Below are 23,178 nucleotides of genomic sequence, written 5' to 3'. Positions count from 1 at the left end.
TATCCCAGCCGCGGGCGCACCTCCGGGAGGTGCCTCGGCGCTGCGCCGGTGTTGTCGCGGATCTCACCGGTGGGGAGGGGTCCGTCACGATCCGCTGGATCTGAGGCATTGGCTCCGGAGCGTCCAGCCGATAACTTCAGGAGGTGGAATCAGTGCAGCCCCCCGCCGGTTCCCAGGTCTCCCGCGTACCGGCCCAGCGGACACCGTCCGAGCAGCTGCCGCCCGCCCCGGCAGCGCCGGCACCGCAGCCCCCACGCCGCCGGATGCGGACGGTTCTCACCGTCGCCGCTGGCGTGCTCGCGCTGCTGTGTCTCGGCGGAATCGCCACCGCCTACGTCTGGTACGACCGCGCCTCAGCCCCGGATCGCAGCGCACCCGACGTAGTGGTGGACAACTATCTGCGCGCGTTCCTTGTGGATCGCAATGACACGAGAGCAGACCTCTTCACCTGCGAGAGCGGAGCCGACCTTCAGCCCGTTCGAGACCTGCGAGCTGAGGCTGAGCAGCGTGAGGCGAAGTTCGGGGTCACTGTGCGAGTCAGTTGGGGTGCACTGACTCGCACACAGTCGGGTGCGGGAGAAGTTGTTGCCACCACGCTGACTATTTCCGGCGCTGCTGAGGGTGTCGTCCGAAGCAGTCGCCGAGAGGACTGGACGTTTACTGTCGTCGAGGATGACGGCGGTTGGCAGGTATGTGGCGGCGCACGTGCTGGCTGATGTCACTCGATCCAGAGCAGGTGAACCGGAACCTCCAGCGTGGTGGGTGACTGGCCGCGCCAGGCCCAGCGGTACCACTCCACCTCGGGTGTGATCCGCACGCAGATGTCCCCTTCGGCGCCTGAGTAGGTCTCGGTGACCGCTCGAAGGTCACGGTGCTCCAGGCCGTTCTCGACGTGCACCACCCGCCGCCCGGTGACCGCGTCGGCTTCGAAGACCGGCGTGGGAGCCCGGTGTGCCGGGCCGTCCAGCGAGACCAACCGGATGCCGGTGTCCCGGGCACCATCCACCACCGGTCGGCTGCCGACGGTCTCCACCCAGACCCGCTCCACCGGCACCAACGGAGCGAACACCTCGACCTGCTCGGCTTCGGCCCGGTACCACTCGTGCTCGGGAATCACCGGCACGTAGGTCCGGGCGTTCTGCACCACCCGGTCGTCCGCGCGCAGATCGCCACGCCAACCCAGCCCGGGCAACCCGACCAGCACCCGTCGCCCGCGTAGGTCGACCCGATCCGTCGCGGGGACGATGGCCAGCGGTCGAGGTGGTTGCGGTGCCCAGTCGGGCTGGTCGGCGAACGGGTCGGGCAATGGACCGGTCATCCCCGCGGTGACCTCACTCAGCGGCGCGCAGCGGGGCGCCCCGCTCGCGCATGAACGGGACCGGGTTCACCGCGCCGGAGGCGCTGCGGTTGTTGCGCAGGTGTACCTCGAAATGCAGGTGCGGGCCGGAGGAGTTGCCACTGCTGCCGACCTTGCCGATCACCTGACCGGCCGTGACGATCTGGTCCTTTTTGACGAAGGGCTGGACCACCATGTGGCAGTACCGGGTGATGTAGCCACCGGCGTGCAGCAGGTCGACGAACCAGCCGCAACCCCCCTTGCCGGGAAATCCGTCCACGTTGCAGTCCTGGCGGCCGCGGTGGTCCTCGTCGCAGGTCGAGACCAGCACCCGACCGGTCGCTGCCGCGCGGATCTCGGTGCCTTTGGCCGCGCCAATGTCGACGCCGTTGTGGCTGGGCCGGCTGGCGGTGCGGAAACCGGAGCCCACTCGGCCGGGTATCGGCGCGGTCCAGCCGGAGGCGGCGATCTGGCCGCGTTCCGCCGCGTTGCACACCGCCTTGCCGTTGATCTCGACGGTGCGGGCCGCACCGCCGGCCAGCGCGTCCACGATCCGGCTGGCCACCTCCTCGTGTTTGGCGTACGCGTCCGGGTACGCGCTGACCTGCACCCGCTGCGCGACAACTGTCAGCGGTCGGCCCTGCCAGCCCTGAACCTTGACGAGCTTCTCGTAGAACTTGCGGGCCGCGTACGCCGGGTTCAACCGCTCGGCGACGGAGCCCCACCCCGGACGCTGCTGGAACAGGCCCAGCGAGTCGTGGTCCGCGCCAACGCCCTCGTGGGGCAGGGCCAGGGACTCGGGTACGCCGCTGTTCGCCAGGTTGCGAAGGGCGGATTCCTGCATCGCGGTGGCGAGGGCGATCACCCAGCCGCGCGACGGCACGCCCATGTCCTGACCAACCTTGATGATGATCGCGGCATTGCGGACCTGGCTGTCGCCGTACTCGGCGAACCGCGGCAGCTTGCCCGCGACGTTCACCGCTCGGATCGGTCCGCATTCCATTCCCGCGAGGGCGTCCCCGTTCTCGGCGTCGTCGCCGCCGAGCCCGGTGAGGAAGAACGCCGCGGTGCCGCCCGTGCAGCAGAGCAGAAGCAGCATCCCGGTGAGCACCGCGGCGATCAGGCCGAGCCGGGGCCGGCGGCGAGTGGGGCTATCAACGTCGCTCACGGCCGCTCCCAGTCCAGAACGTCGACCAGCCAACCATCGTCGGAGGTGACCAGCTCCAGCCGGAGCCGGCCGGTATCGAGGGGGAGCAGCAGTTCGACGAACGTCTCGGTTCGCTCCCGCATGGTCGGCGGACCGGTGACCTTCTCGGCGGGCACGCTCTCGGGCTCGGCGCCGGTCAACTTCTCCCTCAGCGCCGGTGTGGAGAGCGGCCGCAGGCCAGCCTGCCAGTCTTCGGTGGTCATCCCGGGGCGACCCAGCCAGGCTGCGGCGAAGCGGTCAGCGGTCTGTTCGGGGGTGCGGGCACCCGGCGACGTCACGGGTGACGGCGGAGCCGCGCTGTTGAGCAGGCCGTCGTCCCCGGCTGTTGGGTCCACGGTGATGATCGGTCCATCAGGACGGTTGCTCAACCCATCCGTCGAATCGACCGGGTTGCCGACCAGCCGGGCTGCCCCGAGCACACCGACAACCACCACCCCGATCAACAGGGCAATGCCCAGCCGGGACCGCAGCGCCCGGGTGAAGAGGAACTCCAACGCCCGCCGCATGGCTGTCACCTCGCCTCTGAGCGCACCCGAGGTCCGGTGCGATCCGGCGCTCGTTCGGAGGAGCCCGGGCGGTAGACCACGAACGACGGGTTCTCAGCCGGCACATCGGGTTCGGTCCAGGTCGCCGGCTTTCGGCGTCGGGGCTGCGGTGCCACCGGGCGGCTCCGACCGCGACCCTCCTCGGCCAGCGCATCGTCGGGCCGCTCTCGACCGTCCGGACGCACCGTGTCGCTGCGCCGGCCCTCGGCGGCGGCGGTCGGGACCGGGGCCGGGTCCTCCCGCCGCGCCTCCGGTCGTAGCCGGGTCTGCTCCGCGTCGGGTGACCGTCGACGTCCGCCCACCGGTTCGGCGGTGCCGCCCGGCTCCGCCACGTCCAGCCGCGCTGCGGTCCGCATGTCACGGAAGAACCGGCGGTGCCAGGAGCCGGCCGAACTCACCGCTTCGCTGCTGTCCTTGCCGCCGAGTTGGGTGATCCGTCGGTACGGCCGCAGCAGCAGCCATCCGACCACCCCACAGAGCCACACCAGCACCACCTGAAGCCAACCCGGCAGGGTGGGAGTGCTCATGATCAAATCAACCGCGAACAGGTAGATAGCGGCGCCAGTGCCGAAAATGGCAATGTTGAACACTGCGGCAACGACCGCATTGGCCAGCCGGCGAAGCCCGGCGCTGGCCGGTCGGAGTAGACCGATGGTGCCGAGAATCGGGGCAGCGATCACCGCCCAGCGGAAGATCAGGAAGCCGAGCAGCACGAGCACCGACGCGGTGAGGTCGAACATCGCGAAGAGCACTGCCGCGAGTACCGCGATGAATCCGGACCCAATCCGGTCCATGTCTCGGGTCCCCGTCAGGAACTCGTACGCCTCCGGGTCTTCAGTCTTGATCTGCTCGGCAACCGTCATCCACTGCTGTTGCTTGGCCTTGATCGTGGCATCCCGGGTGGCCGGGTTGGCACGGAGCTTTTCCGACTCCTCCCAGGAGAGGGCCTTCGCGTCGTAGAGTGCCGGCCCGTACTTACGAGCGGTCTCGCTGTCCGCCGAGCCGAGTACTCCACGCAGCCAGTTGCGGTAGAGCATGGATTCGGTGGCAGTGTCGCTGGCCCGGACAGCCGGCGGTCGGTTGTCCTTGCAGGCCTTGGGATCCGGATCGTCGCATTGATCCGGCGGGGTATCCCTTGAAGCCGGGCCTATGGCGTCGTGCACGACGCCGAGCGAGGTGATCAGAGTGCCGTCGGCGATGTTCGCCGACTTGACCGGCCAGGCGGCCAGGGCCGTGACCGCCACCATCACCAGCAATGCCCAGCCTGCGGTGGTCATCGCGTTACTCATGTCCGATTGCCGGGAGCGCCAGAGCAGGTAGAGGCCCACCACGCAGAGCGTGACGATCCCGAAGACGCTGAACACCTTCTGGTAGACGGCTTTGGTGGCCTTCTCCACCAGTGGGTCGGCCCAGTCCCACATCGCGCGTGGATCCCAGGCCCGTTCCCGCAGGGCGTTCGAGGCGCCCACGACCGCAGTGGCGATCATGAGCTCACCGTTGGCGACCGTGGTGGTGAACTTGTAGTCCGGATGGAGAATGGTGGAGGCGCAACCACCATCCACGTCATAGGTGTTGAAGCTGTAACCGCCGTACCCGTAGTCGCTGTAGATGCCCTTCGGCCCGGGCAGCTTTGACGAGTCTGGGCGGGAAGCGAACCAGCCGGCAAGGCCAGAATCCGGGGCGGACGGTACAGGTGGCTTTCGGCAATCGATCTCAGCCTGGCTGACCTGCTTCAGCTTGCCCACGCAGGTGCGGAAGTCGGCCTGCCATTCAGCGGTCGTGCAGAGGTCGGCGCGGGCCTGGGCGGCTGGTGGTGCGGCGGCGGCGGCCTCGGCGCCGATCAGCGGCCAGGTGAGGCTGGCCCCGGCCAGTACGCCGAGGGCGAGCAGGAACGACGTGAGCCTTGCCCAGGCTCCCGGGCCTCGGTCACGGCCCTCCGCCTCGGCTCGACCGAGGACCTTGACCCAGGCCCTAGCCATGTCACGCCTCCAGATCCGGCAGGGGGATGCTCGGCAGCACTCCGGCCGCTGCGGCGATCGCGGCGGGCGTCGTGTCGAGGTGGTCCAGCAGGCCTTCGACGTACGAGACATCGACTCGGACCTTCTGCACCCGGCCGTCGACGTCGCGCATCACGAACTCACGGAAGCCGAGCCGGCTGGACGAGCTGGTGTCGGCGGCGGAGAGTGAGGCGAGGGTGGCCTCGTACCCGTCGTTGACCGGCACCCGCAGCAGCCGCAGGGCCTCGGAGGCGATCTCGGCGTCCTCGGCGATGCGGCCGACGAAGACGGTGGAGACGAGGTTCTGCACGTCGAGGCCGAGGATGTCGCGGGGGTTCTGGGAGGCGACCAGCGCGGCCAGGTTCCACTTGCGGGAGTCGCGGGCGAGCCGGACCAGGAAGGAGCGCCCGGAGCGCCAGCCCTCCATGAAGTGCGCCTCGTCCAGGCCGACGAGCTTGCGGGACGACATCGAGCCGCCGTAGCAACGCCGGACGGCGAGCCGGTGCGCGGTGTGCAGCATCGGCAGGGCGAGGGCTTCCTCGGCTGACCAGTACTCACGTTCGATCTTGAGGTCGGGCAACCGCAGCCCGGCCATGGTGATGACGGTGAGTGCCGCGTCGGCGCCGAGCAGCCCTTCCGGCGGTCGGCCGAAGAAGAGCATGGCCAACGGCATCTCGGCGGTGTCCAGCAGGAGGTTCGCCAGTTCCTTCCCGGCGTCGTCGTCGAGCCGCCCGAGGCAGCTCACCACGTCGTCCAGGGTGGAGGTTTCCTCGGCGGGGACTTGCCGGACGGCGTGCCGGAACAGGGTGGCTGTCGACGCCTCCCTGGCCACCTGCGGTGGGACGAGCATCATGCAGATGTCCTGGACCAGCATCCGCCGCTCGGCCCGGGCGTTGGAGACGGCGATTTCGAACTCCCGGTCGCCGGAGGCCCCGGGGCCGAACTCGGAGCGCAGCGGCGTCGGGATGAGTGAGTAGGGCGCCAGGGTGCCGTGCTCCGAACCGGTCAGGTTCAACACTCGGGAGTACGGCCGCAGTTCGGGCATCGCGCAGAGACGGGCCAGCGGGCCGGACGGGTCGAGCAGGGTCACCTGGACACCTCGGCGGGCGGCCAGGTAGCCCAGGGCGCCGAGCAGTGTCGACTTGCCACCGCCCGGTTCGGCGACGAAGACCGCGAGCCCGGAGCGTTCCCGGACCTCCATGGGGAAGTGCAGGTCGAGGAAGACCGGGCGGCGGCAGGTGCCGGCGGTCCGGCCGATGAGGTCGCCCCGCCGGTCGCCCACGTTCGATGCTGCCTGGGGGAGCGCGGCGGCGAGCAACGGCACCGGCATGCGCCGGACGTAACCGGTGTTGGCGATCGGCTCGCCGGGGATGAATTCGCGGGCCAGCCAGTCCTGGTTCTTCGGGTGCTGCAATGAGATGCGCAGCTCCCGGGAGTAGAGCTGGATGAGCCGGCGGGCCCGCTCCAGGCATTCCTCCCTGGTCCGGCCGCCGACCGCGATCCGGTGCCAGCCGTGCGCTCGGGCCGAGTCGACCGGCAGGCCGGTGGTCATCTCGTCGCCGATCACCAGGGCGCGCTTGGCCAGTCGCTCCAGCTCGGGGGGCGCGTCGATGCCGTGTTCGGCGTAGTCGAGCTGTTGCGAGCGGATCATCCGCAGCCGGTGTTCGAGATTGCGGAAGGAGTCACCGGAGCCGAGGATGTCGACGCGGGTGGAGATCTCCATCGGCCACGGCAACCGCTCGTGGAAGTGCAGCCAGGGCTCGTGCCGTTCGGGGATCTCCAGCGGCTCCATCCGGCCGACGGCGAGCACGGCCACGTGCCGCTCCTCACCGGTCATCCGGTTGACCAGTTTCACCGTCGAGCCGTACGGGGTGCGGTAGCGCTCCACCTGCTCGGTCATGGCGAGCAGGTCACCGCGCTCCCAGCGCCCGTCGGTGACGGGGGAGAGGGTGCTCGGCGGCGACATGCACAGCGCCACCGAGCGGTAGAGCAGCCATTCCAGCTCCTGGGCGGTGACCCGCCGGCCGCGCATGCCGAACGCGCCGAGCACCTCGTCGAACTGCTCGACGGTGCGGCCCAGCTTGCGGCGTTCGCCGTCGGCGGTGCCCCGACCGAAGGTGCGCAGCAGCCGCTCGGTGAGCGAGTCGCCGAGTGAGCGGCGGGCGAAGGTGACCCCCAGGTAGGTCTGCCCCTCGGCGTGGTTGACCGCCATCAGGTGGCGTTGGGCGGCGACCAGGTGATCGGCCCAGCCGGTGGTGCCGGGGACGTCGGGCAGCGGTGCCGAGGTGTGCGTGTCGATCGTGCGGGCCCACTCGTCGGCGGGGAACGGCCGGGTGGTGCGGCGCAGGTGCAGTCGGAAGCCGGCCAGGCCGGCGTACTGCTCGGAGATCGCCGACAGCAGCGCCTCACGTTCGGCGTCCGGCCGGAACGCCCAGCGGACCTCGGGCAACCAGTACCAGGCCGTGACGGTGTTCGGCGTGAAGGTCAGGTGGCCGGCGATCTCGGTGATGGCCAACTCGACCGACGGGTCCCGGTCTCCGAATTTGATCTTTGGAGCCCGTACCCGGGTCGGCTTGATCGGTCGGTCCGCTCGGCTCGCCGCACGTTGGCGGGGTGCGGCGACCTCCTTGCCGGTGGACGCGGTGCCGGTGCTCCTGGGGCGACCCGGGTCGGCCGCCCGCCGCGCCGTGCGTTCCAGGGCTGGGCGGTCAGTGCCGGCGATGCTGGCCGGCTGCGGGGCTGGTGCGGTGGGCCGGGCCGCCTGTGCCGGGGGTCGGCTCGGCGGGGCGCCGGCTGGCCGGCCGGCGGGGTCGGTGGTCGCCGCCGATGGCCCAGGGCCGGTGGCCGGGGCGGGCTCGTCCGGCGGACGCCGCATCGGCCGTCGATCGCCGGCCTGATGCGGCACCCGGGACTCGGTCGGGTGGCCGCCTCCGTGGCGTGCCTCGACGGGTCGGACACCGCTGCCGGGCTGGTCGGCGGGCGTCCACGGCGGCTCCACTTCGGGAACCGCACGGGCTGGTGCCGGGCTGGCGGTGGGTGGCGGCTGGTGCGGGATCGCCGGTTGCTCGCGGGTGCTCGGGCCGGCCGTGACGGCTCGGGTCGCGCCGGGCCGGGCCCCGCCGCCGAAGAGGTCCAGGAAGGGGGAGTCGATGTCGGCGTTCTCACCGGCCGACACGGTGCTGGGTTCGGCCGGTGGGGTCCGGCGGGGGACCGGCCGGGGGGCCTGGAACACGCCGACGGCACCGTGACCGGGCGACGTCACCAGCGCGGGGTCGAGGGCGACCTCGTCCTCGTCTTCGGTGTAGTCGAATGAGTGCGCACGGTGACCGGCCGGCGCGCCTGGGCGGCCGGCCGGGGAACCCGGCGTGGAGGAGCGGCTCATGCCACCGCCTCAGCGACTGTCGGCAGACCCGTGCCCGCGTCCGGTGACGGACCGTTCGCCATGCTTCCGGTCATGCCAGCTCCTCCCGAATCCTGATCCGGCTGCCGACCAGGCGCGGATCGCGCTGCTCGACCGCCGGCTCCCGGGTGCGTCGCCAGTCGGTCAGCGCGGTGCGGATGACCACCCGCGCCGGCCGGTCGGGGTCGACGTGCCGGAAGATGAACGACGTGGTCACGATGGCGAGCGCGATCTCCCAGGCCGGGAAGAGCTCGACCGTCAACGTGAACAGCCAGTGGATGAACATGTAGAGGGGGACCAGCAGGATGAAGAGCCCGTACTGGGCGTAGGGCAGGTGGACCGGAAGGGTGTAACCGGGCGGCCCGAGGTAGACCAGGCGGGCCCGGTAGATGTCGTCGTCGGTGCGCAGCCGCATCTGGTGAACGCGCCTATTCGAAGATCAGGTCGATCAGGTAATCGCCGACGAAGAAGAGTGTTGCCGCGCCGGCGATGAAGGCGAGCCCGACGATGGCGATCGCGGAGCTGGTCAGCACCTTGGAGATCTCACCTCGGCTGGCACGGCCGATGAAGATGACGCCCAGGACGGCGAGCAGGATCGGCGCGATCTTGCTGGCGAAGAAGGTGACGACACTGTTGGTGTCGATCCCCTTCGGTGCCGGCTCCGCGAGTGGAGCCGACGCCAGGGTGGAGAGCGCGTGGGCGACGCCGGACGACGCCGTCTCCATGAGCTCGAAGGCGATCACTGGAACCTCCCCATAGCGCGGCCGGCGGTGCCGCGGCGGTGCAATAGGCAAGCCTTGCGGGAAAAGTGCTCCACAGGGCATGGCGTTCTTGACCCTGTGTTCGTTACTCACCACGGAGGGTGGCGAGGTTTGGGCGGATTTCCCCCGCTTCGGCCCTCCCTCCAAGCTTCGCCATCTCGATGCTGGCCAATTCCAAAGCGTACGGGCCGCCCCGGATTGCGACAAGCCGCGAAGGGCCTGCCTGATGCTGCCCGGATGACCGATCGTACACCTGTTCTAATCGGCACGTCAGGGGCAGTGCCGCAGGGTCGACCCGGGTCGCTGGGCGCCGCTGCCGCGACCGGTACCGTCTAGTCGTGACCGATCTGGTGCGGGCCTCGGGCCCGGTGGTGATGGGCGTCCTCAACGTCACGCCGGACTCCTTCTCCGACGGCGGACGGTACGCCGACCTGGACGCTGCCGTCGGACACGGCGTCCGTCTGCGCGACGCCGGCGCGCACCTGGTCGACATCGGCGGCGAGTCGACCCGTCCGGGCGCTGAGCGGATCGACGCCGCGACCGAGGCGGAGCGGGTGTTGCCGGTCATCCGTGAGCTGACCGCCGCCGGTGTGACGGTGAGCGTCGACACCAGCCGCGCCCGGGTGGCGGAGGCCGCGTTGGCCGCCGGCGCGGCCGTGGTCAACGACGTCTCCGGCGGCCTGGCCGACCCGGACATGGCCCGCGTGGTCCGCGACGCGCGCTGCCCGTGGGTGCTGATGCACTGGCGTGGCCACTCCCGCGCGATGCGCGAGCTGGCCACCTACACCGACGTGGTGGCCGACGTGCGGGCCGAGTTGGCCCAACGGATCGACGCGGCGCTGGCCGCCGGGGTGGCCGCCGACCGTCTCGTCGTCGACCCCGGGCTCGGCTTCGCCAAGACGGCCGCCCACAACTGGGAGCTCAGCGCCCGCCTGCCGGAGCTGCTGGACCTCGGCTACCCGCTGCTCTTCGGGGCCAGCCGGAAGTCGTATCTCGGCGGCCTGCTCGCCGCAGCGGACGGCACGCCCCGACCGACCGCCCAGCGGGAGGCTGCCACCGTGGCCACCAGCGTGCTGGCGGTCGCCGCGGGCGCCTGGGGCGTACGTGTGCACGACGTACGGGCCACCACCGACGCGCTCGCCGTCTGGGCCGCCACCGGCAGCCCCCGTCTCGCCGCCGCATCCCGCGACCACTGGCGAGCGCAACACGATCACGAACACGAGGTACGGCGATGACGACGGACCGGATCCAGCTGACCGGCCTGCGGGCGCACGGCCGGCACGGGGTGTACGACTTCGAACGCGCACAGGGGCAGGACTTCGTTGTCGACGCCGTCCTGGAGCTGGACCTCGGCCCGGCCGCGGCCAGCGACGACGTCACCGCCACCGTGCACTACGGCGAGCTGGCCGAACGCCTGGTCGCGGTGGTGACCGGGGAACCGGTCAACCTGATCGAGACCCTCGCCGACCGGCTCCTCACGGTCTGCCTGGCAGACGAGCGGGTCGACTCCGCGACCGTCACCGTGCACAAGCCGGAGGCTCCGGTGCCGCACACCTTCACCGACGTGGCCGTCACCATGACCCGGGCGCGTGCCCGGTGACCCGGGCGGTCCTCTCGCTCGGCAGCAATCTGGGCGACCGGCTGGAGCACCTGCGTACGGCCGTCGCCACCCTCGGCGACGCGGTGCTCGTACTGTCCGGGGTGTACGAGACTCCACCGTGGGGCGACACCGACCAGCCCGCGTACCTCAACGCGGTGGTGCTGGCCCAGGACGACAGCGCGACCCCGCGCGACTGGCTGGAGCGGGCCCGCGACGCGGAGCGTGCGGCCGGTCGGGTCCGGGACCCGCAGCGGCGGTTCGGGCCGCGCACCCTCGACGTGGACGTGATCGCGGTCTGGGGCGACGACGGCGAGCCGGTGCTCAGCGACGACGCGGAGCTGACCCTGCCGCACCCCCGGGCCCACCTGCGCGCCTTCGTGCTGCGCCCGTGGATCGACATCCAGCCGTACGGTCAGCTGCCCGGTCACGGCTGGCTGACCGACCTGCTGACCACCGGCCCGGCGGCGGACGAGGCGTTGGAACTGCGTCCGCGGCCGGAGTTGGCGTTAGAGTCGACGGCATGACCGAGCGGAACCGGCCGGCATGACGCAGGCGAAGCCCCCACCCCGCGGGTCGGGCCCGGACGGGTCCCGGATGGGCCCCACCCGGATCTCGACACTGGTCGTGGCCGGGCTGGCCGCGGCGGCGGTGGCCTGGCTGCTGATCAGCACCCTCTACTACAGCGGCATTCCCCGGTTGCCCTGGCTGCCGGTGGTGACGCTGGCCGGGCTCGCCGTGCTGGAGGCGTACGCGGCGATCAACACGCGGGGTCGGATCGAGCGCAAGCCGGGCCGGGACCCGGTCAACCCGCTGATGGTCGCCCGCTTCGTGGTGCTGGCCAAGGCGTCGGCACTGGCTGCGGCGATCTTCGCGGGCTTCTACGCGGGGCTCACCGGTTGGCTCTTCGTGGAGACCACCCGGGCCGCCCTGGACGATCGACCGGCCGCCGGTGGGGGCCTGCTCGCCGCACTGGCCCTGGTCGGCGCCGCGCTCTGGCTGGAGCGCTCCTGTCGGGTGCCGGAACGCCCGGACGACGAGCGCGAGCAGGACCCGCGCGAGAGCCGCCCCGGCCAGCGCTGAGCAGGGGGTTACGCCCGGCTGCGGGCGCGGGTACGGTGCCTGCGATCAGAGAGCGAGGCCGCCCAGGGTCCGTCCGTGCGCCGGACCGGGGGCGGTCGGCCACCGGGAAGGCGGCGTCATGGGGTACGAAGAAGCGGGCCGGGACCGGTCGGCCGAGCCCTCGTCGGGGGTGCCGGCCGCGGTACTGGAGAACGTCTTCGACGACCCCACCCACGGTGAACCCGGCCGGGACCGGATCGGCGTACACCTGGGGTGGGAGCTGGTGCTGCTGGCCGGTCTGGCGGCCGTGAGCTGGCTGCTCTGGCAGGAGGACCCGGCCGCGGTGCGCGACGGCAACCTGCGCACCCTGCTGATCGACGCGGTCGGGTTGGGTTTGCTCGCACTGGCCGCTGGGCTGAGTCTGCGGACGGCCGCGCCCAACCTGGCCATCGGCCCGGTCGCGGTGGCGGCTGCGCTGCACTACGCCGAGCAGGGTGACCGGGGCCTGCCGGCGTCGATCGGCCCGGCGGTGGCGGTCGCGGCGGTGGGCGGGCTGGTGCTGGCGCTGGCCGTGGTGGTGCTGCACGTGCCGGGTTGGGCCGCCAGCCTGGCCGGTGCCGCCGCCGTGGTGGTGTACATCGAACGCCGTTCGGCGCCCGTGCTGGTGCAGGGTGACTACGAACCGACCAGAAGCGCCGGGTACCTCTTCGCCGGCTTCGCCGCGGTGGCCGTCCTCGGTGGGCTGTTCGGCGCGATCCGGGCGATCCGCCGGCTCGTCGGCCGGTACCGGCCGGTCGTCGATGCGGCCCGCCGCCGGGGTGCGGTGGCCGCCGTGGTGACCGCTGTCGCGCTGGTCGTCTCCACGGTGCTGGCCGCTCTCGCCGGTGTGCTGCTCGCCGCGAACGACCCCGGCCCGGTGGCGCCGACCTCGGGGTTGGACTGGACCGTGCTGGCAGTCGGCGTGGCCCTGCTCGCCGGCACCAGCGCGTACGGCCGCCGGGGCGGGGTGTTCGGCACGCTGCTGGCGGTCGGTCTGGTCGCCGTCTTCCAGGTGTACGCGTCGGAACGCGACTGGACGTTGAGCAACTGGGTGGTCGGCGGGGCCGCGCTCGGCGTCGGGCTGCTGGCGACCCGGCTGGTCGAGACGCTCGGGCGGCCCCGGGCGGGCGGCCCCGAGCAGCCCGAGCCGGTCAGCGACGGCACGATCAGCTCGGGTTGGACGATGCCGCAGCAGCAGTCGGTCGACAACTGGCCGCCCACCCTGCCGACCCAGGCCGCGCCCCCGCCCGCCGACCCGTGGCGGGATCCGCGCTGGGAGGACGGCCCGCGGCAGTGGGACACCGACGGTCGGTGAGCCGCGTCGCGTCCGCCGAGCCGGAGCTGATCTCGACAGTTAGGCTCGGCGACATGACCGACACACCTGCCGCCACCCCCGGCGGAACCTCGTTCGAAGAGCTTGACGCGTTGCCCACCGAGGAACTGCGGGAGCGGGCGTTCGCCCTGGCCCGGGAGCGTCGCGACGTCAAGTTCTACTGGTCGGTGATCCGCCATCTGCCGAACGCGGACGAGGCCACCGTGCTGGACGGCGCCCCGAACTCGATCGGCCCGACGATCGACGAGGCCAACGCGTTGTGGCGGGAGCTCACCGGTCACGGGTACGAGGAGTCGGCGCCGCTGCTGCGGGCCGCCTTCATCGACTACCTGATGAAGCACTGAGCCGCCCGGGGCAGCCCAGGTCCGCCCGATCCAACGGTGCGAGGGCTAGGCGGATGGCGTCGTTCCTGCACCGTTCCGGCCCGGTCAGCCGCTACGGCACGGCCGCCGGCACCGGCGCGCTGGCCGTGTTGTTGTTGGTCGGCATCTGCGGCAGTCCGGCGTACACCGGTTGGGCCGCCACCCTGACCGACCCGGAGTCGGGCGGTGCCTTCTACGCGCGCCTTCTCGCCTGGCCGGCCTGGCGGCTGGACGCGGACGGGCAGGCCGGCGGGTTGTTCGCCGCCGACGTGCGGGCCGTGCTGCTGGTGGTCCTGGCGGTGGCCCTGCTCTACCTGCTGCCCGCCGCCCAGGTCGCCCGGGTGCCGGGCCCGGTCAGCCAGTTCTTCTCCGGCTGGGCCGCGTACGTGTTGGCCGGTGGGTTGGCCGCCGTGCTGGCGGTGCTGCTCGGCCCGGCACCGTCGCTGCTGGGGACCCTGCAGGGCGCCAGCAGCGGTGCCGGTTACGGCTTCCTCACCGGGTGGATCATCGGCGTCGCCAGCCTGGGTGGTCGCGCCTGACCGACCCGACCGAGGCGGGGTCAGCCTCGGTCGCGGGTCAGGTGGCCTGTCGGCCGAGGTCGAGGAGGCGCTGTCGGCTGAGCGTGCCGACCGGGCGGCCGGCGTCGGTCACCAGGAGCCGGTCCCGGCCCGAGGTGAGCAGGACTGCCAGCGCGTCGTACGCGGAGCCGTCCACCGTCACGGTGGGCAGGTCCGCTGCGGTGCCGTCGGGCACCGGCTCCAGCGCGTCACGGTCCAGTGGGGTCACCGCCAGTCGGCGGATGCCCCGGTCGGCGCCGACGAACTCGCGTACGAATTCGGTGGCGGGTGCGCCGAGCAGGGCGGCCGGGGTGTCGTACTGCTCCAGGTGCCCGCCCGCGGAGAGCACCGCGATCCGGTCGCCGAGTCGGACCGCCTCGTCGAGGTCGTGGGTGACCAGCACGATCGTCTTACGCACCTCGGCCTGAAGGCGCAGGAACTCCTCCTGGAGGCGGGCCCGGACGATCGGGTCGACGGCCGAGAACGGCTCGTCCATCAACAGCACCACCGGGTCGGCGGCGAGTGCGCGGGCCACCCCGACGCGCTGACGCTGGCCACCGGACAGCTCGTGCGGGTAGCGACCACCGAACTCGGCCGGGTCCAGCCCGACCAGGTCGAGCAGCTCGTCCACCCGGGCCCGGGTCTGGCTCTTGGGCCAGCGGAGCAGGCCCGGCACCGTGGCCACGTTGGCCCGCACCGTCTGGTGTGGAAAGAGGCCGACGTTCTGGATCACGTACCCGATCCGACGGCGTAGGCGCACCGGGTCGACGTCGGTGACGTCCTCGTCGCCGAGCGTGATGCGGCCGGCGGTCGGCTCGATCAGGCGATTGATCATTCGCAGCACTGTCGACTTGCCGCAGCCGGACGGGCCGATCAGCACCACCAGTTCGCCGGCCCGGACGTCCAGGCTGAGGTCCCGGACAGCTTCGGTGCCGTTCGGATAGCGCTTCTGGATGCCGTGCAGGGAGATCGACGCCGCGCGAGGTGACTGGGCCACGCTGGCAGCCTCCGGGGTAACGTCCACGTATGTCCTTCCGCCTGAGCTACCTGGCCGACCCGGGTAACCCCTGGTTCTCCTGGCAGTACGTGCGGGACAACTCTGACACGATCCTCGCCGCGGTGCGCGAACACGCCTCCCTCACCGGGCGGGCGGTGGTGATCGCGGTGCTGATCGCCCTGCCGTTGTCGGTGCTGGCGTACTGGTTCCGTCCGCTCGCCGGCCCGATCCTCGCTGTCAGCGGGGTGGTCTACACCATCCCGTCTCTGGCGCTCTTCGCGTTCATCGCCCCGTACCTGGGCACCGGTGCGACAACGGTGCTGGTCGGGCTGGTCCTCTACGCGCTGCTGCTGATCGTGCGCAACGTGGTGGCCGGTCTCAACCAGGTGCCGCCGGAGGTGCGCGAGGCCGCCGAGGGCATGGGTTACGGCAGGTGGAGGCGCCTGTTCCGGATCGATCTGCCGCTGGCGCTGCCGGGCATCGTGACCGGCGTACGGCTGGCGACCGTCTCGACGGTGGCGCTGGTCACGGTCGGGGTGCTGGTCGGGCACGGCGGGCTCGGGCAGTTGATCTTCGCGGGCTTCCAGAACAACCTCTACAAGGCCGAGATCATGACCGCCGCGCTGCTCTGCGTGGCGCTCGCGGTGGTGCTCGACCTGCTGCTCATCCTGGTCGCCCGGCTGGTGACCCCCTGGTCCCCCCGGAGGGCGCGGTGATCGTGGCGGCGAACCCGATCGGGCAGGCGATCACCTGGATCAACGACCCGCTGAACTGGACCAACCCTGGCGGCATGCTGGACCGGCTCGGCGAGCACCTGACGATCTCCGCCCTGGCGGTGGCGCTCGGGTGCCTGGTGGCCTGGCCGCTCGGACTCTGGCTGGGGCACCTCGGCCGAGGTGGCGGTCTGGTGGTGCTGATCTCCAACGCGACCCTGGCCATCCCCACCCTGGCGTTGCTGACCATCCTGCCGGTGGTCTTCGCCAGCGGCTTCGGGAAGACGCCGGTAGTGGTGGCGCTGGCCGTCTTCGCCGTGCCTCCGTTGCTGGCCAACGCGTACACCGGGGTGCGGCAGGCGGACCCGGAAGCCCGGGACGCGGCCCGGGGGATGGGTCTGTCCAGCGCGCAGTTGCTGCGCCGGGTGGAGTTGCCGCTGGCCGTGCCCTATCTGGCGGCCGGCTTCCGGACCGCAGCGGTTCAGGTGATCGCGACCGCCGCGCTGGCGTCCTTCGTCAACGGCGGGGGCCTGGGCCAGATCATCCGGACCGGCTTCGGGATCGGTATCGCGGCCGGCGGCGGGCAGATCGTCGCGGGCGGTGTGCTGGTGGCCGGGCTCGCGCTGCTCGCCGAGGTGGTCCTGGGCGGTGTCGAACGGCTGGTCACCCCCAAACCACTGCGACGCGGGCGGCAGCGCCTGGGACGCCCCCGGGCCGCCGACGCCACCGGCAGCGCGTGACCCGTCCGGGTGGGCCGGCGTCGAACTGACCACCCGGCCCGGTTCGTTCGGTGACGATGGGGTGACGAAGTCCATCCCAAGTTGTCGGTCGGTTGCGGAGGATGTTGGGTGGATATTCGCGGGCGGCCGACAGTCAGGATCGCCCGTCGGACACGCGGCCGGCCCGGGACGGGCCGCGCCGGGACACGGAAGGCGGGCACATGCGCGCACGTACACGTCTGGCGATCGGGGCGGTCAGCGCCGTCGCCGGGGCAGCGCTCCTCACCGGCTGCGGTGACGCCGGCTCGTCCGGCACCGACGCACCGCAGTCGAGCGCCTCCGGCGCCGGGTGCGCCCCGGTCGCCGGTCAGCAGCTCATCGCTCTGCAGGACGACAAGAAGCTCCAGAACTCCGACAACGTCATTCCGGCGGTCAACAGCAAGGCGGCCAACCCGCAGTTGATCGCGGCACTGGACAAGGTCTCCGCCGCGCTCGACACCCCGAAGTTGATCCAGCTCAACAAGGCGGTGAACGAGGACCGCAAGACCCCAAAGGTGGCGGCCGAGGAGTTCGCGTCCGCCAACAACCTCACCGCTGGCATCGCCAAGGGCCCGGGCGGCGACATCACCGTCGGTGCCGGCAACTTCGCCGAGAGTCAGATCCTCGGCGAGCTGTACCGGATCGCGCTCACCGCCGCCGGTTACCAGGTCAAGGTGCAGCAGATCGGTAACCGGGAGCTCTACGCGCCGGCTCTGGAGAAGGGCGAGATCCAGGTCGTCCCGGAGTACGCGGCGACCATGGCCGAGTTCCTCAACACCAAGGCCAATGGCCAGAACGCCCAGCCGATCTCCTCGCCGGACATCAACGCCACGGTGACCGCGCTCAAGGCCGAGGGCGACAAGGCCGGCCTCACCTTCGGCACCCCGGCCGCCGCGCAGGACCAGAACGCCTTCGCGGTGACCCAGGCCTTCGCCGACAAGTACGGCGTGCGGACCCTCTCCGAGCTGGCGGCGAAGTGCTCCGGCAGCGCGACGGTGCTGGGCGGGCCGCCGGAGTGCGAGCAGCGTCCGTTCTGCAAGCCGGGCCTGGAGAAGACGTACGGGCTGTCGGTCGGCAAGTTCTCCTCGCTGGACCAGGGCGGGCCGCTGACCAAGAGCGGGCTGCGCGACGGTTCGATCAGCGTGGGCCTGATCTTCTCCTCGGATGGTGCCTTCGCCACCAGCTGAGCCCTCCCCGCACGCGCTGTGGACGCCCCCGCCCCCGACCGGGCGGGGGCGTCCGCGCGTCCCGGGGACCCGTTCCCTCCGCCGGACATCGTGGGTAGGCTGCACATCCATGCCAGCCCCGGCCACCCCCGACGCCCGGCGTCAACCACCGCTGCTGACCATGCTCTTCTGGGCGGGCGTCGCCCTCGCCCCGGTGGCGGCGCTGATCCTGCTGGTGGCCGACGGCAACGGCCCGCTGCGCTTCGCCGCCGTGCTCGCCATCCTCGCGGTGGTGTTGATCGGTCTGTCCATCGCGCTGCGGCCCGAGGGCGAGGTCGACTCGGTGCGGACCGACGAGCTGCTGGACGAGATCGAAGGGCTGCGTCGGGAGCTGCGCAGCGAGATCGTGGCCGCCGCGCAACGCGGCAATCAGGCGCTCGACCAGGCGCAACGGGCCCAGGAGGCGATCGCCGCGGTGCGTCGCCGACTCGACGTCAGCGGTGCCGCTCTCGCCGGTGCCGCCCCCGCTGTCGAACCAGCGGGCGCCGGGCGGGCGCGGGTGGCTGCCGTCGAGCCGCCGGTGGACGACACGCCGGCGGCCCGTAGCCGGGTCCCGGGTGACGCGTCGGCCGGCCGGGCCCGGGTGTCGAGCCCCGACGACGCGCCCCGGTGGGGGCGCTCCGAGCACCCGGACGACGACGAGCCGGGGTACGCGCGGGCAGCCCCCGAGCCACCGGCCACCGCCGGGACGTACGGCGGGGAACGACCAACGGCCGCCGCGTACGGCTCAGCCCGACCCCGGGAGCACGACCGCCCCGAACCGGCCCACCGGCCGGGTGGCGTGGTCAGGCACACCGAGACCGTGCACGTCACCACCCGGCACACGGTGGTGGACGGCGGCGCGGCCGAACCCGCCGGGCGCTACGGCGGCGGGTACGCCGGCCAGTGGACCCCGCCCGCGCAGGAGTGGACCCGGGGCGGCGACGCGGACGAGCGCCCCCGGCCGGCCGGCCGGGCGAGGCACGAGCCGGACGAGCGCCCCCGAGCCGGGTACGGCGACGAGTCGGGCTGGACGGGCCGCCGCGACGAACCAGAGTGGACCGACCGGCGCGACGGGTACGCCCCACCCGACGAGCCCACCCCGCCTTCCCGGTCGCACCGCACCCCGGAGCGGCCGGCGGCCGCCTCCTGGGACAGCCCGGACGATCGGGGCTGGTCGGAGCAGCGTGACCGGGCGGCTGCCGCGCCGCAGCCCGGGCCGCCCCTGCGGGCTGACGACACCGGCGAGTACTGGTCGCAGTTGCGGACCGGTGACCGGTGGGCCGCCGTCCGCGACGACGAGAACGGCCGCGAGCTGCGGGTCGGCGAACGCCGGGCCGAGGTGCACGCCGACGCCACCGGCACCGAGTACCGGATGGCCGACCGCTGGGCCGCCGTCCGCCACGAGGAGCCGCGCCGCCAGGAGGACGCCGGCGGTTACGAGGAGCCGCGCCGCTACGAGGACGCCAGCGGTTACGAGGAGTCGCGCCGCCACGAGGAGGCCGGCGGTTACGAGCCGGCGCGTCGCCGCGACCGCGACGGTGGCTGGCGGGACGAGCCGGGCCGGCCCGCGCTGCCGGCGGGCGGTGTGCCGGTGCCCGACGAGTGGCGTCCACCGCGCCAACGCGGCCACCAGGCGGAACCCGCGCCGGAACGGACCGGCCGGCGGCGGGTCGACGAGCGTTACGGCTACCCGCCCCAGGACGACGTGCCGCGCGCCGGGGGCGCGCCACCCGCCGACCGCTGGCGCTGACCGGTCAGCCGGCTCGGGTCACTTGTCGATGTCGCCGACCACGAAGAACATCGAGCCGAGGATCGCGATCAGGTCCGGGACCAGGCAGCCGGGGAGCAGGGTGGCCAACGCCTGCACGTTCGCGTACGAGGCGGTGCGCAGCTTCAACCGCCACGGCGTCTTCTCGCCCCGCGACACCAGGTAGTAGCCGTTGATGCCGAGCGGGTTCTCTGTCCAGGCGTACGTGTGTCCCTCCGGCGCCTTGAGCACCTTCGGCAGCCGGGTGTTGATCGGCCCGGTCAGCCGATCCACCCGGTCCAGGCACTGCTCGGCGAGATCCAGCGACGCGTACACCTGGTCGAGCAGCACCTCGAACCGCGCGTGGCAGTCCCCGGCCGTCCGGGTGACCACCGGCACGTCCAGCTCGTCGTAGGCCAGGTAGGGGTCGTCGCGGCGCAGGTCCAGGTCGAGCCCGGAGGCTCGGGCCACCGGGCCGGACGCACCGAACGCGGCGGCGTCCGCGGCGGACAGCACACCCACGCCGACGGTGCGGGCCAGGAAGATGTCGTTGCGGCGGATCAGGTGGTCCAGGTCGGGCAACCGGCGGCGTACCTCACCGATCGCCGCGCGGGCCCGCCCGGTCCACCCGTACGGCACCTCCTCCTTGAGGCCACCCACCCGGTTGAACATGTAGTGGATCCGGCCGCCGGAGACCTCCTCCATCACCGCCTGGATGGTTTCGCGTTCCCGGAAGGCGTAGAAGATCGGCGTGATCGCGCCGATCTCCAACGGGTACGAGCCGAGGAACATCAGGTGGTTGAGCACCCGGTTCAGCTCCGCGAGGGCCATCCGCAGCCAGGTGGCCCGCTCCGGCACCTCCATGCCCATCAGGCGTTCCACAGCGAGCACCACACCCAGCTCGTTGGAGAACGCCGAGAGCCAGTCGTGCCGGTTGGCCAACACGATGATCTGCCGGTAGTCACGCACCTCGAAAAGCTTCTCCGCGCCCCGGTGCATGTAGCCGACGATCGGTTCGCAGGCGACCACCCGCTCGCCGTCGAGCACCAGCTTCAACCGCAGCACACCGTGCGTGGAGGGGTGCTGCGGGCCGATGTTCAGCACCATGTCGGTGCCGAGCTGCTGATCACCGGTGCCGGCGACCAGGCCGGCCCCGGTGCCGACGGTCAGTTCACGAAGGTCCCCGGCGTCGGTGGTCATGCCCGTCATCGTGCCACGACCGACCCGAGCGGGATGCCGACCGGCTGGCGCAACCACAGGTGCCCGCCGAGCCCGGCCGGGTCGGTCAGCTCGGCCACCGCCGACGCGGCGGCCAGCGCCCGCACGTAGCCGGCCGGGTCGGTGCCGGCCAGGCTGAGCGGCGGTCGCCCACCGTCGGCCCCGAGCGCCCGCAGCGCCTCCCGCTGCGGAACCATTGAGTACGCGCACCGGGCGACCGCCGCACCGGCGGAGGCGACCGAGTCCATGGCCACGTGGGCTGTCACATCACTCGTCCCGTCCGGCACCGGAGGCACCTGCCGCCCACCCCGGTACCCGGTCAACGTCCCGTCCACCGGCCTCTCGTCGCGTAGGTGCCCGTAGTCGACGGCAACCGCCAGCCCTCGGCTGATCTTCCGGACCGCGTTCGCCCAGGCTTCGTCCCTCGGTCTACCGATCTCTGCGCGGTGGTTGCCGTGGGGGGTTTCCGGGCAGCCCGGCCAGCTCCGGGCGGTCAGGCTTGATCCCTGCGCCGGCCGGGCTGCCCGGAAACCCGACTCGCTTCCGCTGGTCGCGTCAGTCGAGGTCAACCCCGGATCCGGGTCGCTGGTCGCACTCGGGGAGCTGGTGAGGCTGGGCCACCAGGTGGTGAGCCAGTCGAGGTCGTCGGGGGTGACCGGCTCGCCGATCGTCTCCGCGCCGCTGTCGGGGTCGACGAGCACGTATCGCCAGCCATCGGCGGTGTGCACTGCCACGTCCAACGGGACGTTGTCCAGCCATTCGGTGGCGATCAACAGTCCGGTGATCCCGTCGGGAATCTCAGCGGTCCAGCTGATCTCTTCGGGCAGGTTCTCGGGGCGGTCGGCGTACTCGACTGCTGTGAAGCGGATACGTTCCGCAAGCGACGGACGGACATTGCCGGACGACGGCTCCCCGCCCAGCGGACGGGCGGAGGCCGTGGGAGTCAGGGTTTCCGGGGAGCCCGACCACGCAGGGATCAAGCCTGACCGCCCGGAGTGGGCGGGCTCCCCGGAAACCCCCACCGCGAGCCCGACGAGAGCCCGCAGCAGCTCGCCTCGCCCAGCCCCCACGTCGACCACGTCGAACCGCGACGGATGCCCCAGGGCGGCGTCGACCTGCGTAAGCAGGCGCAGCAGGGCGGTGGTGAACGCCGGGGACGCGTGCACGCTGGTCCGGAAGTGGGCGGCCGGCCCGCCGCCGGCCACGAAGAAGCCGCCCGGCCCGTAGAGGGCCTGGTTCATGGCGTCCCGCCAGCGGATCGGCATCAGGTCAGGGTGCGTCACCGTGCCGACCCTACGGTCACCGGTTGTGGGCCGACCCGTGATCCCCGCCCGGGGTCGTGCCGTTCATGCCGTCCGGAAGTAGTGCCCTTCGTGCAGGTCGGCGATCAGGTCGGGGTGGGTCGGGGTCCAGCCCAGCAGGTCGCGGGTGAGGGCGGACGACGTGGGGTTGTCGATCTGCACGAACGAGCCGAGGAAGCCGAAGTGCTCGTCGGCCTCGGCGGGGCTGATGCTGCGGACCCGGAGGCCGAGGTTGTCGCCGATGGCTGCCGCGATCTGTCGGAAGGGGACGCCTTCGTCGGCGGCTCCGTGCAGGCGCGTGCCGGCTGGGGCCTTTTCGAGGGCGAGTCGGTAGAGCACTGCCGCGTCGAGGGTGTGGACGGCCGGCCACCGGTTGGTGCCCTCGCCGACGTACGCGGCGTAGCCCCTGCGTCGGGCCGCGGCGATGATGGTGCTGATGAAGCCGTAGCGGTCGAGGGAGCTGTGCACTGTGGGTGCGAGCCGGACGATGGAGGAGCGCACACCGCGGGAGCCGAGGTCGGCCACGAAGTTCTCCGCGTCGATCCGGTAGCCGCCGCCCGGGAAGGTGTCGTGTTCGGTGCCGGGGCGGCCGACGATGCCACCCATCACGAGCATGGCCGTCCCGCTGGTGCCGACCAGGGGTTTGCCGGAGCCGGCCAGGCCGTCGGCGAGTGCGGTGAGGGCGTCCAGGTCGGTCCTGGCGGCACCGGCCAGGTCGCCGTTGACCATGAGGTCGTGGCGGAACGCCAGGTGGATGACGCCGTCGGCGGCGACCGCCTGGTCCCGAAGCACGTCGAGGTCGGCCAGGTCGCCGCGGTGTGCCTGGGCGCCGAGCTTCTCGATGGCGGCGGCGGATGTGTCGGAGCGGGCGAGGCCGACGACCTCGTGCCCGGCGGAGAGCAGTTCCGGGACGACTGCGGAGCCGAGGTGGCCGGAGGCGCCTGTGACGAATACGCGCATGGTGGTTCCTTCGTGAGTGTCGATGTCACCTTGCGACATAACCGTATCCCGAGTGATGTCACATAGCGACATCCGGACGA

At 72.0% G+C, this 23,178-nt stretch carries 23 protein-coding genes; 12 read left to right on the top strand and 11 right to left on the bottom strand.

Features of this window, described 5'->3' with window-relative positions:
- Positions 1 to 152 precede the first annotated feature (152 nt).
- On the top strand, positions 153 to 716 hold the full coding sequence (locus IF22_RS35735) for a hypothetical protein (protein ID WP_081883661.1): 564 nt from the start codon (positions 153 to 155) through the stop codon (positions 714 to 716).
- Between the two features lie 2 nt (positions 717 to 718).
- Here IF22_RS35735 and IF22_RS0102680 read toward each other — a convergent pair whose 3' ends face one another.
- From IF22_RS0102680 to IF22_RS0102650, 7 genes are all read right to left on the bottom strand, one after another.
- Complete coding sequence (locus IF22_RS0102680; RefSeq protein WP_030327995.1) at positions 719 to 1,318, bottom strand: hypothetical protein; 600 nt, start codon at positions 1,316 to 1,318, stop codon at positions 719 to 721.
- 13 nt (positions 1,319 to 1,331) lie between these two features.
- The gene (locus IF22_RS0102675; protein WP_030327993.1) at positions 1,332 to 2,504 is read right to left on the bottom strand and encodes a M23 family metallopeptidase; all 1,173 of its coding nucleotides are present in this window, start codon (positions 2,502 to 2,504) and stop codon (positions 1,332 to 1,334) included.
- A complete protein-coding gene (locus IF22_RS0102670; protein WP_036410627.1) occupies positions 2,501 to 3,058 on the bottom strand; it encodes a hypothetical protein in 558 nt (185 codons plus the stop codon). Before IF22_RS0102670 ends, IF22_RS0102675 begins: the two co-directional genes overlap by 4 nt.
- On the bottom strand, positions 3,055 to 5,067 hold the full coding sequence (locus tag IF22_RS0102665) for an MFS transporter (protein WP_245233496.1): 2,013 nt from the start codon (positions 5,065 to 5,067) through the stop codon (positions 3,055 to 3,057). Before IF22_RS0102665 ends, IF22_RS0102670 begins: the two co-directional genes overlap by 4 nt.
- Position 5,068: 1 nt before the next feature.
- Complete coding sequence (locus IF22_RS0102660; RefSeq protein WP_030327986.1) at positions 5,069 to 8,467, bottom strand: ATP-binding protein; 3,399 nt, start codon at positions 8,465 to 8,467, stop codon at positions 5,069 to 5,071.
- Positions 8,468 to 8,537: 70 nt separating this feature from the next.
- Positions 8,538 to 8,900 (bottom strand): hypothetical protein, encoded by a 363-nt coding sequence (locus IF22_RS0102655; RefSeq protein ID WP_030327985.1) that lies wholly within the window; start codon positions 8,898 to 8,900, stop codon positions 8,538 to 8,540.
- A gap of 13 nt (positions 8,901 to 8,913) precedes the next feature.
- Positions 8,914 to 9,228 (bottom strand): hypothetical protein, encoded by a 315-nt coding sequence (locus tag IF22_RS0102650; protein ID WP_030327982.1) that lies wholly within the window; start codon positions 9,226 to 9,228, stop codon positions 8,914 to 8,916.
- Positions 9,229 to 9,584: 356 nt separating this feature from the next.
- Here IF22_RS0102650 and folP point away from each other — a divergent pair, with 356 nt between their 5' ends.
- The 7 genes from folP (at position 9,585) to IF22_RS0102615 (ending at position 14,178) form a co-directional block, all read left to right on the top strand.
- Positions 9,585 to 10,481 (top strand): dihydropteroate synthase, encoded by an 897-nt coding sequence (folP, locus tag IF22_RS0102645; RefSeq protein WP_030327980.1) that lies wholly within the window; start codon positions 9,585 to 9,587, stop codon positions 10,479 to 10,481.
- Entirely contained in the window at positions 10,478 to 10,846 is a 369-nt protein-coding gene (gene folB / locus IF22_RS0102640) for a dihydroneopterin aldolase (RefSeq protein WP_030327979.1), read from the top strand. Before folP ends, folB begins: the two co-directional genes overlap by 4 nt.
- The gene (folK, locus tag IF22_RS0102635; protein WP_030327977.1) at positions 10,843 to 11,370 is read left to right on the top strand and encodes a 2-amino-4-hydroxy-6-hydroxymethyldihydropteridine diphosphokinase; all 528 of its coding nucleotides are present in this window, start codon (positions 10,843 to 10,845) and stop codon (positions 11,368 to 11,370) included. The genes folB and folK overlap by 4 nt, the downstream gene beginning before the upstream one ends.
- Positions 11,371 to 11,389: 19 nt before the next feature.
- Positions 11,390 to 11,926 carry a DUF3180 domain-containing protein gene (locus tag IF22_RS0102630; RefSeq protein WP_030327975.1) on the top strand — a complete coding sequence of 179 codons (537 nt, stop codon included), beginning with the start codon at positions 11,390 to 11,392 and terminating at the stop codon, positions 11,924 to 11,926.
- A 118-nt stretch (positions 11,927 to 12,044) separates the two neighbouring features.
- A complete protein-coding gene (locus IF22_RS0102625) occupies positions 12,045 to 13,259 on the top strand; it encodes an ABC transporter permease (RefSeq protein ID WP_030327973.1) in 1,215 nt (404 codons plus the stop codon).
- A 53-nt stretch (positions 13,260 to 13,312) separates the two neighbouring features.
- Positions 13,313 to 13,621 (top strand): hypothetical protein, encoded by a 309-nt coding sequence (locus IF22_RS0102620; RefSeq protein ID WP_030327972.1) that lies wholly within the window; start codon positions 13,313 to 13,315, stop codon positions 13,619 to 13,621.
- Between the two features lie 53 nt (positions 13,622 to 13,674).
- A complete protein-coding gene (locus tag IF22_RS0102615; protein ID WP_030327970.1) occupies positions 13,675 to 14,178 on the top strand; it encodes a hypothetical protein in 504 nt (167 codons plus the stop codon).
- Between the two features lie 37 nt (positions 14,179 to 14,215).
- Here IF22_RS0102615 and IF22_RS0102610 read toward each other — a convergent pair whose 3' ends face one another.
- On the bottom strand, positions 14,216 to 15,220 hold the full coding sequence (locus tag IF22_RS0102610; protein ID WP_051708124.1) for an ABC transporter ATP-binding protein: 1,005 nt from the start codon (positions 15,218 to 15,220) through the stop codon (positions 14,216 to 14,218).
- 2 nt (positions 15,221 to 15,222) lie between these two features.
- Between IF22_RS0102610 and IF22_RS0102605 the strand changes: the two genes are divergently transcribed.
- The 4 genes from IF22_RS0102605 (at position 15,223) to IF22_RS0102590 (ending at position 19,622) form a co-directional block, all read left to right on the top strand.
- Positions 15,223 to 15,909, top strand: coding sequence for an ABC transporter permease (locus IF22_RS0102605; protein WP_030327965.1), 687 nt, complete (start codon positions 15,223 to 15,225; stop codon positions 15,907 to 15,909).
- Positions 15,906 to 16,646: an ABC transporter permease gene (locus IF22_RS0102600; RefSeq protein WP_030327962.1), complete on the top strand. Its 741-nt coding sequence runs from the start codon at positions 15,906 to 15,908 to the stop codon at positions 16,644 to 16,646. The genes IF22_RS0102605 and IF22_RS0102600 overlap by 4 nt, the downstream gene beginning before the upstream one ends.
- Before the next feature lie 200 nt (positions 16,647 to 16,846).
- Positions 16,847 to 17,851, top strand: coding sequence for a glycine betaine ABC transporter substrate-binding protein (locus tag IF22_RS0102595; RefSeq protein ID WP_030327960.1), 1,005 nt, complete (start codon positions 16,847 to 16,849; stop codon positions 17,849 to 17,851).
- Positions 17,852 to 17,960: 109 nt separating this feature from the next.
- Positions 17,961 to 19,622, top strand: coding sequence for a hypothetical protein (locus IF22_RS0102590; protein ID WP_051708123.1), 1,662 nt, complete (start codon positions 17,961 to 17,963; stop codon positions 19,620 to 19,622).
- Between the two features lie 18 nt (positions 19,623 to 19,640).
- Here IF22_RS0102590 and IF22_RS0102585 read toward each other — a convergent pair whose 3' ends face one another.
- From IF22_RS0102585 to IF22_RS0102575, 3 genes are all read right to left on the bottom strand, one after another.
- Positions 19,641 to 20,828 carry an NADH-quinone oxidoreductase subunit D gene (locus tag IF22_RS0102585; protein WP_209444462.1) on the bottom strand — a complete coding sequence of 396 codons (1,188 nt, stop codon included), beginning with the start codon at positions 20,826 to 20,828 and terminating at the stop codon, positions 19,641 to 19,643.
- The gene (locus tag IF22_RS0102580; protein WP_030327954.1) at positions 20,825 to 22,102 is read right to left on the bottom strand and encodes an SAM-dependent methyltransferase; all 1,278 of its coding nucleotides are present in this window, start codon (positions 22,100 to 22,102) and stop codon (positions 20,825 to 20,827) included. The genes IF22_RS0102585 and IF22_RS0102580 overlap by 4 nt, the downstream gene beginning before the upstream one ends.
- 81 nt (positions 22,103 to 22,183) lie before the next feature.
- Positions 22,184 to 23,098, bottom strand: coding sequence for an SDR family oxidoreductase (locus IF22_RS0102575; RefSeq protein WP_030327952.1), 915 nt, complete (start codon positions 23,096 to 23,098; stop codon positions 22,184 to 22,186).
- Between the last annotated feature and the right edge of the window lie 80 nt (positions 23,099 to 23,178).

Source organism: Micromonospora parva, assembly GCF_000718515.1.
In the GTDB taxonomy this organism is placed as follows: Bacteria; Actinomycetota; Actinomycetes; order Mycobacteriales; family Micromonosporaceae; genus Micromonospora; species Micromonospora parva.
The sequence above is the reverse complement of the archived record's forward strand: the minus strand, read 5'-3'. Positions and strand labels throughout refer to the sequence as shown.